Source organism: Streptomyces sp. NPDC051913 (genome assembly GCF_044593635.1).
Taxonomy (GTDB): Bacteria; Actinomycetota; Actinomycetes; order Streptomycetales; family Streptomycetaceae; genus Streptomyces.
In genome coordinates, this window is sequence record NZ_JBIUCI010000004.1 from 438,337 (window position 1) to 449,887 (window position 11,551).

The 11,551-nt window shown below is 70.7% G+C and carries 12 protein-coding genes and 1 pseudogene; 8 read left to right on the forward strand and 5 right to left on the reverse strand.

Translation table 11 applies throughout. The features are described from left to right. Positions 1 to 81: 81 nt before the first annotated feature. A pseudogene (locus ACIHIX_RS14540) lies at positions 82 to 684 on the forward strand (alpha/beta fold hydrolase); the annotation flags it as partial. Positions 685 to 791: 107 nt separating this feature from the next. On the opposite strand, the gene ACIHIX_RS14545 reads toward ACIHIX_RS14540, so the two are convergent. Both ACIHIX_RS14545 and ACIHIX_RS14550 read right to left on the reverse strand, forming a co-directional pair. Beyond that, complete coding sequence (locus ACIHIX_RS14545) at positions 792 to 2,564, reverse strand: sulfatase (protein WP_399954776.1); 1,773 nt, start codon at positions 2,562 to 2,564, stop codon at positions 792 to 794. 115 nt (positions 2,565 to 2,679) lie between these two features. Further along, complete coding sequence (locus tag ACIHIX_RS14550; protein WP_399954779.1) at positions 2,680 to 4,293, reverse strand: acyl-CoA synthetase; 1,614 nt, start codon at positions 4,291 to 4,293, stop codon at positions 2,680 to 2,682. Positions 4,294 to 4,458: 165 nt separating this feature from the next. Here ACIHIX_RS14550 and ACIHIX_RS14555 point away from each other — a divergent pair, with 165 nt between their 5' ends. The 7 genes from ACIHIX_RS14555 to ACIHIX_RS14585 all read left to right on the forward strand — a co-directional run bounded on the left by ACIHIX_RS14555 (position 4,459) and on the right by ACIHIX_RS14585 (position 10,431). Continuing rightward, positions 4,459 to 5,259: a crotonase/enoyl-CoA hydratase family protein gene (locus ACIHIX_RS14555; RefSeq protein WP_399954782.1), complete on the forward strand. Its 801-nt coding sequence runs from the start codon at positions 4,459 to 4,461 to the stop codon at positions 5,257 to 5,259. Positions 5,260 to 5,271: 12 nt separating this feature from the next. After that, positions 5,272 to 6,213 (forward strand): Zn-ribbon domain-containing OB-fold protein, encoded by a 942-nt coding sequence (locus ACIHIX_RS14560; RefSeq protein ID WP_399954784.1) that lies wholly within the window; start codon positions 5,272 to 5,274, stop codon positions 6,211 to 6,213. A 5-nt stretch (positions 6,214 to 6,218) separates the two neighbouring features. Then, entirely contained in the window at positions 6,219 to 7,262 is a 1,044-nt protein-coding gene (locus ACIHIX_RS14565) for a thiolase domain-containing protein (protein WP_399955600.1), read from the forward strand. Then, positions 7,259 to 8,425 (forward strand): thiolase domain-containing protein, encoded by a 1,167-nt coding sequence (locus ACIHIX_RS14570; protein WP_399954787.1) that lies wholly within the window; start codon positions 7,259 to 7,261, stop codon positions 8,423 to 8,425. Before ACIHIX_RS14565 ends, ACIHIX_RS14570 begins: the two co-directional genes overlap by 4 nt. 107 nt (positions 8,426 to 8,532) lie before the next feature. Next, complete coding sequence (locus tag ACIHIX_RS14575; RefSeq protein WP_329332148.1) at positions 8,533 to 8,775, forward strand: DUF397 domain-containing protein; 243 nt, start codon at positions 8,533 to 8,535, stop codon at positions 8,773 to 8,775. A gap of 145 nt (positions 8,776 to 8,920) precedes the next feature. Next, entirely contained in the window at positions 8,921 to 9,823 is a 903-nt protein-coding gene (locus tag ACIHIX_RS14580) for a universal stress protein (protein ID WP_399954790.1), read from the forward strand. A 23-nt stretch (positions 9,824 to 9,846) separates the two neighbouring features. Then, positions 9,847 to 10,431 (forward strand): CGNR zinc finger domain-containing protein, encoded by a 585-nt coding sequence (locus ACIHIX_RS14585; protein ID WP_399954793.1) that lies wholly within the window; start codon positions 9,847 to 9,849, stop codon positions 10,429 to 10,431. On the opposite strand, the gene ACIHIX_RS14590 is transcribed toward ACIHIX_RS14585, so the two are convergent. Genes ACIHIX_RS14590 through ACIHIX_RS14600 form a run of 3 tightly spaced genes read right to left on the reverse strand, consistent with a single transcriptional unit; the run spans position 10,426 to position 11,387 of the window. Continuing rightward, complete coding sequence (locus ACIHIX_RS14590; protein WP_399954796.1) at positions 10,426 to 10,749, reverse strand: WD40 repeat domain-containing protein; 324 nt, start codon at positions 10,747 to 10,749, stop codon at positions 10,426 to 10,428. The two genes, ACIHIX_RS14585 and ACIHIX_RS14590, sit on opposite strands and share 6 nt — an antisense overlap. A 17-nt stretch (positions 10,750 to 10,766) precedes the next feature. Next, a complete protein-coding gene (locus tag ACIHIX_RS14595) occupies positions 10,767 to 10,970 on the reverse strand; it encodes a hypothetical protein (RefSeq protein WP_399954799.1) in 204 nt (67 codons plus the stop codon). Between the two features lie 6 nt (positions 10,971 to 10,976). Further along, positions 10,977 to 11,387, reverse strand: a complete 411-nt coding sequence (locus tag ACIHIX_RS14600; RefSeq protein ID WP_399954802.1) for a hypothetical protein — start codon at positions 11,385 to 11,387, stop codon at positions 10,977 to 10,979. Positions 11,388 to 11,551: the final 164 nt, after the last annotated feature.

An 11,551-nucleotide genomic window follows, 5' to 3' on the forward strand; every position in this document is an offset into this window, starting at 1 on the left:
GACGAAATCCGTTGCGCCGACGCCGGTCGATCATGAGGATCGGCGACATGCCCGCCTTGACCCCGTCCGACGGAACCACAGCTGGGGCTGGAGCGGATGGATGTGCTCGCGCACTCGGCCGGTGGCAGTCTCGCCATGCTGTACGCGGCCCGGTATCCGCAGCGGGTGCGGAGGCTGGTGCTGGTCACCGCCAACCCGTGGGCCCTTGGGACGACGGCCACGGTCGGGGACCGGCTGGCCGCGGCGCGGCTGCGGCAGCACGAACCGTGGTTCGCGGTGGCGTTCGCGGCGTACGAGGCGTGGCTGAGTGGGGCGGGCGATGACGACGCCGCCTTCGCGCCCTTCTTCTACGGCCGCTGGGACAAGGTCGCCGAGGAACATCACGCCCGCGGCGACGAGGAGTTCAACGACGCGGCCGGTGCGGTGTACGGCTCCGAGGGGGCCTACGATCCGCTCGCCACCCGCGCCGCGCTCACCCGGCTGCCCGCCCCCGTTCTCGTCCTCGCCGGTGAACTCGACGGAGCTCCCAGGCCCGAGCCGGCCCGCCGCACCGCCGACCTGTTCCCGCACGCCGAGTTCGCCGTCCAGCCCGGCGCCGCGCACTACCCGTGGCTCGACGGTCCGGAGTGGTTCGTACGACGGGTCGCCGCGTTCCTCGGGCAACCCCTGCCCTCGGCAGAGTAGGGCCTGGCCCACCGCGGCCCCGGATACCGTCCCCGGCACGGACTCCGTCAAACCAACGGCATCACCCTCGCGTACCGGGCCCCGACCTGCTCGACGCGCTCGGCACGCTACTTCGCGTACGCCGTCATGAAGCGGTCCCGGAACGTGTCCATCCCCCACACCGGCGCGTTCCCGGCCGGCTTGAGGCCCTCGTTCCAGCCCCAGTCGGAGATCCGGTCCAGCACCTTCGGGTCGCGGGCCACGATCGTGATCGGCACGTCCTTGTTGGTGTCGCCGCCGGTGACGGTCGGGACGGGCTGGTGGTCGCCCAGGAAGACGAGGACCGTGTTGTCGTCGCCGTAGCGTTCGACCCACTCGGTGAGGCTCTGCAGGGAGTACTCGATGGCCTTGCGGTACTCGGTGCGCACCCGCTTGGCGCTCTTCCAGACCTCCTTCGGGTCCGTCCCCTCCTTCTTGATCTGCTCGAAGACCGAGCCGTCGCCGAGCTGATCCCAGTCGATCATGTGGGCGATGGGCGACCAGGGGTTGTGGCTGGAGGCCAGGATGATCTCCGCCATGATCGGGTCGCGGTTCTCCTTGCCGTGCTCAAGCCGCTCGAAGGACTCCAGGCTGAACTGGTCGGGCACCGGAGTCCAGCTGAAGTAGGGGCCGTTGTAGCCGAGGTGGGTGGAGTCGTAGATGTGGTCGAGGCCGAAGTACTTGCCCTCGGGCCACGCCTTGCGCACCCCCGGCACGATCCCGACCGTCCGCCAGGCACCGGTCTTCTGGAAGTAGCTGGTGAGGGTCGCGCGGTCGCCGGTGGTCAGACTCCGGTACCGCTGCTGGTTCTTCACCCACAGACCGGACAGGAACGTGGAGTGCGCGAGCCAGCTGCCCGCGCCGGTGACGGGCGAGCGGAGCCAGCCGCTGCGGGACTGGAAACCGGCCGCCTTGAGGCGGTTGTCGCCGTCCTGGAGCGCCGCGTCGATCTGCGGGGCCATCGCCGGGTCGTCGATCGCGATCCGGCCGTAGCTCTCGATGAAGGTGAACAGGACGTCCTTGCCGCGCAGCCCGGTGAGCAGCTGGTCGGGCGGCGTCTTCGCGAAGGCGTCGACCTTGGCCTGCTTCTCGAAGACCTTGGCGTCGACGAGCCCGTCGTGCACCTGCTGGACCCGGTTGGCGACGAACGTGATGTTGCCCTTGGTGGCGAAGGTGAGCCCGCTGAACTGAACGCCCATGGTGAAGCACAGGATCCAGACGGTGCCGAGGACGAGCGTCGTCCGGGCGGCCACCGCGCGGTGCCGGGCCATGAGGTTCGACAGCCGCACCACGGAGAGCGTGCACAGGGCGAGCACGGACACGAACAGCACGATCACCGCGGCGATCGCGAGCAGCTCTCCCGAACGACCGTACGACTCCCGGACGAAGTCCGCCGCGTCGTCCAGCAGGATCCAGTCGAAGACCAGGTCGAAGGGCCGGGCCAGGGTCTGCCGGAAGCCCATGTCGAGGAACTTGACGACCGTGAACAGCCCCACGATCACACCCGAGACGACGGCCGTGATCCGGCGCGCCCGCCCGGGCAGCGCGAGGAGCAGCCCCGCGAGGAGGATCGCCTCGACGGGGAGCCGCAGGAAGGACTCGAACCTGATCCAGTCGAGGCGGTTGGGCACGAGCAGCGCCCCGAGGACCAGCAGGGCCGCCAGCACGGTCGTAGCGATGGTCACGCCGCGTGCGGTACGGGGGTAGCGGTGGCGCCAGCCGAACCAGCCGGGTTTTCCCGGCTGCGTCGGCTCCTGCGGCTCTTGTGTCGCTTCCGTCTCAGCCGGTTCCTCGCTCTCGGTGACGTCCGACGATGTGGTGCTGTCCGACGACTGACGAGAGCGAGGTGTGAAGAGCGACACCCGGCGGTCCTTCCGTACGGTCTTGCGATGGCATCACGAACAGAGCCCTATGAGCGAGCCTGCCATCACCAGTACGTCCGTGCGTCACCAACGGTTCAACGGAGGCGAGCGGAATTCACCCGTCCGCCCGCGCCGCGACCTCCCGCGCCCACCGGTAGTCCGCCTTGCCGCTCGGGGAGCGCCGGATGGCCTCCGCGATCACCAGCTGCCGGGGGATCTTGTATCCGGCGAGCTGGGTCCGGCAGTGGGTCTGGATGTCGTCGAGCGACGGCTGGGACGCGCCGTCCCGCAGTTGTACGACCGCCGCCACATGGTGGCCCCACTGCGCGTCCGGCACCCCCGCGACCAGCGCGTCGTACACGTCGGGATGGGACTTGAGCGCCTGCTCGACCTCCTCGGGGTACACCTTCTCGCCGCCGGTGTTGATGCACTGGGAGCCCCGCCCGAGGACGACGACGACTCCGTCCTCGTCGACGGTGGCCATGTCGCCGAGCAGCACCCAGCGCTCGCCGTCCTTCTCGAAGAAGGTCTCGGCCGTTTTCCGCGGGTCGTTGTAGTAGCCCAGCGGTACATGGCCGCACTGGGCGACGCGGCCCACCTCGCCCGGTGCGATCGGCTCGTGGGTGGCGGGATCGACCACCTGGGTACGGGAGTTGACCCGGACGCGGAAGCCCCGTTCGGGGCCGGAGTCGTCCGTGGCCGTGCCGTTGAAGCCGGACTCCGAGGAACCGAAGTTGTTGAGCAGCATCACGTTCGGGACGAGGGCCTGGAACTGCCGGCGCACCGTGTCCGACATGATCGCCCCCGACGACGACACGCTGAACATCGACGACATGTCCGTGCCCTTCATGGGCCCTTCGAGGGCGTCGATCAACGGGCGCAGCATCGCGTCGCCGACCAGGGACATGCTGGTGACGCGCTCCTTCTCGACGGTGCGCAGCACCTCCTCGGGCATGAACTTGCGGTGGATCACGATCCGTTGGCCGAAGTTGAAGCCGATGAAGGCGGTGAGGGTGGAGGTGCCGTGCATCAGCGGGGGAGTGGGGAAGAAGGTGATCCCCGAACCGCCCGCGGCGACCCGCTCGGCGAGTTCCTCGGGCTTCTTGACCGGCTCACCGGTCGGCGCGCCGCCGCCCATCCCCGAGAAGAACAGGTCCTCCTGACGCCACATCACCCCCTTCGGCATCCCCGTGGTGCCGCCGGTGTAGATGATGAACTGGTCGTCGGGCGAGCGCCGCGGGAAACCGCGCTCGGGCGACCCGGCGGCCTCGGCGTCCGCGAACGCCACGGCGTCCACCGCCGATGGATCCCCGTCACCGACCCGCACCAGATGCCGCAACTTCTCCGCCCTCGGAAGCGCCGCCGCGACCCGCTCGCCGAACTCGGCGTCGTAGAACAGCCCCACCAGGTCGGCGTCCCGGTACAGGTAGACCAACTCGTCCTCGACGTAGCGGTAGTTGACGTTCACCGGGACGGCCCGGGCCTTGAGACAGCCGAGCGCGGCCTGGAGGTACTCGACGCCGTTGTACATGTGCAGGCCGACGTGCTCGCCGGGCCGTATCCCGCTGTCGATCAGATGGTGACCGATGCGGTTGGCCGCCGCGTCCAGTTCCGCGTACGTCAGCCGGCGCTCCGCACCCGTTCCGGGGATGTCGATGTACACCAGCGCCTCGCGGTCCGGGACCACGTCGACGACCGACTCGAACAGGTCGGCAAGGTTGTACTCCACCGCTCCTCCTGACCTAGCTCCGCACCGGTTGCCGGTCATCAGAGCAAAGGGCGACCCAACTGTGAAGGCTCCGCGCGAATAAATCTGACTGTCTGTCAGAAAACTCTTGAAGAGCCCGGGCGGCTACTGCAACCTGTTCTCGTTCTTTCAGAGGGGAGACGGTTCATGGGTGGGACGGAACACCTCACCGTGCGGCGCGAGGGCGCCACACTGGTGCTCACGCTCAACCGGCCGGAGGCCAAGAACGCGCTCTCGCCGGCGATGCTCGTCGGCCTGTACGACGGCTGGCTGGAAGCCGACGCGGACGACACGATCCGCTCGATCGTGTTCACCGGCGCGGGCGGCTCGTTCTGCGCCGGCATGGACCTCAAGGCCCTGGCGGGAAAGGGCATGGAGGGCGAGCGGTACCGGGACCGCCTCAAAGCCGACCCCGACCTGCACTGGAAGGCGATGCTCCGCCACCACCGGCCCCGCAAGCCGGTGATCGCCGCCGTAGAGGGCTACTGCGTCGCCGGCGGCACCGAGATGCTCCAGGGCACCGACATCCGCGTCGCAGGGGAGTCCGCGACCTTCGGCCTGTTCGAGGTCAGACGCGGTCTTTTCCCGATCGGCGGCTCCACGGTCCGCCTCCAGCGACAGATCCCGCGCACCCACGCCCTGGAGATGCTCCTCACCGGCCGCCCCTACACCGCCCGCGAGGCCGCCGGCATCGGACTGATCGGCCATGTCGTCCCGGACGGCACGGCCCTGTCCAAGGCCCTGGAGATCGCCGAACAGATCAACTCCTGCGCCCCGCTGGCCGTCGAGGCCGTCAAGGCGTCCGTCTACGAGACCGCCGAACTCACCGAGACCGACGGCCTCGCCGCCGAACTCAAGCGCGGCTGGCCGGTGTTCGACACCGCCGACGCCAAGGAAGGCGCCCGCGCCTTCGCGGAGAAGCGCCCGCCCGTCTACAAGCGCCACTGAAGGAGGCCGGCGATGCCGGAAGTCCTGAAAGCCCCGCTGGTCGTCGAGTTCCCCTTCACCCGTTCCCTCGGCCCCGTCCAGAGCGCCTTCCTGACCGGCCTGCGCGACCGCGTCCTGCTCGGCGTACGCACCGGCGACGACCGCACCCTCGTCCCGCCCGTGGAGTACGACCCCGTGACCGCGGAGGAGATCCGCGACCTGGTCGAGGTGGCCCCCACCGGTACGGTCACCACCTGGGCCTGGAACCACGAGCCGCGCCGCGGCCAGCCGTTGGACACTCCCTTCGCCTGGGTCCTCGTCCGCCTCGACGGCGCCGACACCGCCCTCCTCCACGCCCTCGACGCTCCGGGCCCCGATGCCGTGCACACCGGCCTGCGGGTCCGCGTCCGCTGGGCCGAGGACCGCGTCGGCGCGATCACCGACATCGCCTGCTTCGAACCGTACGACGGAGAGGCGGCCCGACCGGCCGGCCACAGTGGCGAGTTCGAGGACCCGGTCACCGGCATCGTCGCCGCCGCCCGCCTCGACTACACCTACTCGCCCGGCCGCGCCCAGACCGACTACATCAACGCCCTCGCCGACCACCGGGCCGTGGGCGAACGCTGCCCGTCCTGCCGCAAGGTGTACGTGCCCCCGAGGGGCGCCTGCCCCACCTGCGGCGTCGCCACCTCGGAGCAGGTCGAGGTGGGGCCGGGCGGCACGGTCACCACCTTCTGCATCGTCAACATCAAGGCGAGGAACCTCGACATCGAAGTCCCCTACGTCTACGCCCACATCGCCCTCGACGGCGCCGACCTCGCCCTGCACGGACGCATCGGCGGCATCCCGTACGACCAGGTGCGGATGGGGCTCCGGGTCGAACCGGTGTGGACGCAAGGGGGCCGCTACCCCGACCACTACCGGCCCACCGGCGAACCCGACGCGGACTACGAGACCTACAAGGAGCTGCTGTGACAGCCGTGACCAGGGACATCGCCGTCGTCGCCTTCGCCCAGTCCGACGTCCTGCGCTCCACCGCGGAACAGTCCGAGGTGGAGATGCTCATGCCGGTGCTGCACGACGTCCTCGACCGGACCGGCCTGAAGACCGCCGACATCGGCTTCACCTGCTCCGGCTCCTGCGACTACCTCGCCGGCCGCGCCTTCTCCTTCACCCTCGCCCTCGACGGCGTGGGCGCCTGGCCGCCGATCTCCGAGTCGCACGTGGAGATGGACGGCGCGTGGGCGCTGTACGAGGCCTGGACCAAACTCCTTTCCGGGGACGCCGACACCGCGCTGGTGTACTCGTACGGAAAGTCCTCGCCCGGTTCCGTCCGCGACGTACTGACCCGGCAGCTCGACCCGTACTACGTGGCCCCCCTGTGGCCCGACTCCGTCGCCCTCGCCGCCCTCCAGGCGCAGGCGCTCATCGACGCGGGCGACACCGACGAGCCCGCGTTGGCGGGGATCAGCGCCCGCAGCCGCTCGGTGGACAACCCGCGCGCTCAACTCAAGGGGCCCGTGCCACAAGGGGATTACGTCGTACGACCCCTGCGCACCGGAGACTGCCCACCCGTCGGCGACGGCGCCGCCGCCGTGATCCTCGCGGCGGGGGAGCGAGCCCGCGACCTGTGCCCACGCCCCGCCTGGATCCGCGGCATCGACCACCGCATCGAGGCGCACGGCCTCGGTGTCCGCGATCTCACCGACTCACCCTCCACCCGGCTGGCCGCCGAGAAGGCGGGCGCCTTCGAACGGCCGGTCGACACAGCCGAGTTGCACGCACCGTTCAGCTCCCAGGAGGTCGTCCTGCGCAAGGCGCTCGGGCTGGACGAGAAGGTGCGGGTCAATCCGTCCGGCGGCGCCCTCGCCGCCAACCCCATGATGGCCGCGGGGCTGATCCGCGTCGGGGAGGCCGCCTCGCACATCCACCGCGGTGAGTCCGACCGGGCCCTCGCCCACGCCACCTCCGGCCCCTGTCTGCAACAGAACCTGGTCGCCGTACTCGAAGGGGATCCGCGATGAGCAAGGAGCCCGTGGCCGTCGTAGGCATCGGCCAGACCAAGCATGTCGCCGCGCGCCGGGACGTGTCGATCGCCGGGCTCGTCCGGGAAGCGGCCCGACGTGCCCTCGACGACGCCGAGTTGACCTGGGCCGACATCGACGCCGTCGTCATCGGCAAGGCGCCCGACTTCTTCGAGGGCGTCATGATGCCCGAGCTGTACCTCGCCGACGCGCTGGGCGCGGTGGGCAAGCCGATGCTGCGGGTGCACACGGCCGGCTCGGTCGGCGGCTCGACCGCGCTGGTCGCGGCCAACCTGGTGGCGGCCCGCGTCCACGGGACCGTGCTCACCCTCGCCTTCGAGAAGCAGTCCGAGTCCAACGCCATGTGGGGGCTGTCCCTGCCGATCCCCTTCCAGCAGCCCCTGCTGGCCGGGGCGGGCGGGTTCTTCGCGCCGCACGTGCGCGCGTACATGCGCCGCACCGGCGCGCCCGACACGGTCGGCTCCCTGGTCGCCTACAAGGACCGGCGCAACGCGCTCAAGAACCCGTACGCCCACCTCCACGAGCACGACATCACCCTGGAGAAGGTCCAGGCCTCGCCCATGCTCTGGGACCCCATCCGCTACTCCGAGACCTGCCCCTCGTCCGACGGCGCCTGCGCGATGGTGCTCACCGACCGGGCCGGAGCCGCCCGCGCGCCCCGCCCGGCGGCCTGGATGCTCGGCGGCGCGATGCGCAGCGAACCCACCCTCTTCGCGGGCAAGGACGCGGTGTCCCCGCAGGCCGGCAAGGACTGCGCGGCCGACGTGTACCGGCAGGCCGGCATCGCCGACCCGCGCCGGGACATCGACGCGGTCGAGATGTACGTGCCGTTCTCCTGGTACGAGCCCATGTGGCTGGAGAACCTGGGCTTCGCCGACGAGGGCGAGGGCTGGAAGCTCACCGAGTCCGGTGTGACCGAACTCGACGGCGACCTGCCCGTCAACATGTCCGGCGGTGTCCTGTCCACCAACCCCATCGGCGCCTCCGGCATGATCCGCTTCGCGGAGGCGGCGCTCCAGGTGCGCGGACAGGCCGGGGAACACCAGGTGGACGGCGCCCGCAAGGTGCTCGGGCACGCCTACGGCGGCGGATCGCAGTTCTTCTCGATGTGGCTCGTGGGGTCCGAACCCCCTGATGCGTGAAACCCCTCCCGACAGGTCGCTGAAAGGTCCCCCTCACGTGGCCTGTCGGCGGTCGGGGACGATCGCTAGGCTGGCCCGCGGACGACGCAATCGGGAGGAGCACGGACGTGGCCGAGACCACCATCCAGCAGCAGCCGCTCATGGGCTGGGACAAGCCCGAGCTGGACCTCACCACCGCCGAATGGCAGTCCAGCAGCCGTGGCCGGGGGGATGTCCAGATCGCCTTTGTCGAGGGATTCATCGCGATGCGCAACAGTGGCCGCCCGGAGAGCCCTTCCCTGATCTTCACACCCGCCGAATGGGGCGCGTTCGTGTCGGGCGCGCGGGAAGGGGAGTTCGACCTCACGTGAGGTGACATGCGGCTCGACGCGAGCCGCTGAACCGGGGGTGTTCCACCCGTTTTTCCGGACACGCGACCGTGAGCACACCCCTGGGTCGACAGCCTGAGCCAGGCTGGCCCCCGGGGGACGGTCGTATCCCGGAGGTGAGGAACCCATGAGCACCCTGCCGGTCATCGCGGCGGTCGACGGCTCCGACGACAGCCTGCGCGCCCTCGACTGGGCGCTCGACGCCGCCCGCGGGCGGCGGGCCCCGCTGCGGGTGGTCCATGTACGGCAGTACGCCGCCTGGGCCCAGCCCGACGTCCTGGTCGCCGGGCCGCCCGCTCCGGACGACGATCCGGTGCTCGACGAGGTGCGCGACCGCCTCGCGGACATCGCCGACCGGCCGGTCACGGAGTACCTCGCGGTGGAGGGCGCGCCGAGCGCGGTCCTGCCCGAACTGGGCTCCACCGCCCAGCTGTTGGTGCTCGGTTCCCGGGGGCGCGGCGGTTTCGCCAGTCTGCTGCTCGGCTCCAACGGCATGGCCGCGGCGCGCGACGCGGAGTGCCCGGTGGTCGTGGTGCCCCGCCCGGGCCGCGAGGTGCACGAGGACGTGCCCGTGGAGCCCGGACCGCGGGTGGTCGTCGGCCTCCAGGTCGACGCCCCCGACGAGGCGGCGCTGGCCTTCGCCCACACCGAGGCCGCCCTGCGCGGCGCCCGCCTCCAGGTCGTCGCCGCCTACCAGTGGCCGCTCCAGGCCTGGGCCGTCCCCGGCGAGATGGTCCCGCCGGTCATCGACCAGGACGCCGTCGAGGGCGAGACCCGCACCCTCGCCGAGGGCTTCCTGGCGCCGCACCACAAGCGCCACCCGGACGTGCGGGTCTCCGTTCACGCGGTCCCGGGAGACGCGGCCGGCCATCTCGTCGCCGCGTCGAAGGACGCCGAGCTGGTAGTGGTCGGCCGCCACCGGCGCAGACTCCTGGCGCCGATCCGCATGATCGGGTCGGTGACACAGGCGGTGCTGCTCCACGCGGCGAGCCCGGTGGCGGTGGTGCCGCCGACGGCGGCTAATGGGTGATGGTGCCCTCTATCATTAGCTCTATGCAGGACCCGACGAACGACGACGCCCGCCTCGCCCTCGACCTCGCCCTCACCATCCGCCACGACGGCCACGGCGGCGTCGCCGACGACCTGACCGACCCCGCCGGACTCACCACCTGGGCCCAGGCCCACGTGGCGCCCGGCTTCGTGGCCGGGGACGCGGAACTGGCCGCCGTACGCGAACTGCGCGCGGCGATCCGCGCCCTGTTCGCCCGCGCGGTACGCCCGGGAGAGCCGAGCCCCGCCGATGCGGCCCGCCTGATGCCGGTACGGGATGCGCTGGACGTGTTGAACACGGCGGCCGCCCGGACGCCCACGGTTCCGGTGCTGCACTGGGCGGAGGACGCCGAACCCGTCGTAGAACACACAGCGCCGAGCGACGACCTGGTGGCGGTCCTTGCACGGGCCACGATCACCTTCCTCACCGGCCCCGACCGCCAACGGCTGCGCGCCTGTCACGCACCGCGGTGTGTGCGGTACTTCCTCAAAGACCATCCGCGGCAGGAGTGGTGCAAGCCGGCGTGTGGGAACCGGGCTCGCGTGGCTCGACATCATGAGCGGCATCGGCAGGGGGCGGGGTCATGAGCAGGGGGAGACGTCCCAGAAGGCGATCGAGCCGTCCTTCTTGAGCATCGCCAGGCTTTTGTCGTCGTAGCCGATTTTCGATGTGGCTGCCTGTCCGGTACCGGCGAGGGTGGAGACGGTCCTATGGCTCGTCAGATTCCAGAGCTGCACCTTGTCCTCCGGTACCCAGACGGCCATGACCTTCCCGTTGGGGCTGAATCCGAGGGCAGCCACGTTGTTGCCCACGGTCGTGCTGAACTTGTGTTCGCGGACGTCCCAGAGACGGAGGCCTCCGCCAGGGGTATGAGCGGCGAGGACCGTGCCGGTGGGGCTGAACACGCCGGTATTGATCCCGCTCAGGGTTTCGTCGACATTGCCGGTTGCCGCATCGATGAGGCGCGTTGGTCCGGTTCTCTCACTGTGACCTCGAACCCCGCGATGTCGGGGTCCCGGAGCACCGAGGCGAGCGACTCGGCGTCATGGGCGGGGGCGGTCAACTGCCGCAGCCCGCTGTCCTGGTGCTCGTACGTGGCGACGAGCAGCGCCAGCCGGCGTCCCACGGCCGGTCAGTCCTCCGTGTGGCGGCGGACGTACGCCTCGACGAGCGCCCGTCGTTCCTCGGTGGTGGCGTGTTCGAGGTCGATCGTGTCGCCGTCGATCGTCAGCGACACCCGGTGCCGCGCCGCCGAGCGCCCCAGCCAGTCCCGCACCGTCTCCACGAGCGAGGTGAACACCCCGCCCGACGCGCTGAGCGCCACCACGACCGCGCCGATCGTCAGCGCGTCGGCCCCCTTCGCCCCATCGGGAGCCGCACCGCCGACCGGGACACGCACCGACTCGACGTCCAACTCGGACAGTTCGGAGCGGAGTTGCCGTGCGGCCCGTTCCCCCGCCTCAGGGCCGTACTCGGGATCGGCCGTGAGGTCCACCCGTACGTCGAGCACTCGGCCGGTGGCCGCCGTTGCCTCGTCACCCATGCTGTCCCCGGCTTTCCCCCGACGCTGATGGCCTGCTCCACCCTCCTCACAGTGTGGCGTCCCGGGACCCCGCACGGCAGTCACTTGCCGCACCCGACCGATCCGGCAGCCGAGGCCTGCGGACCTCGGTCGCTCATGCCCGAACCCGGGTCGCGCGGCCCCCG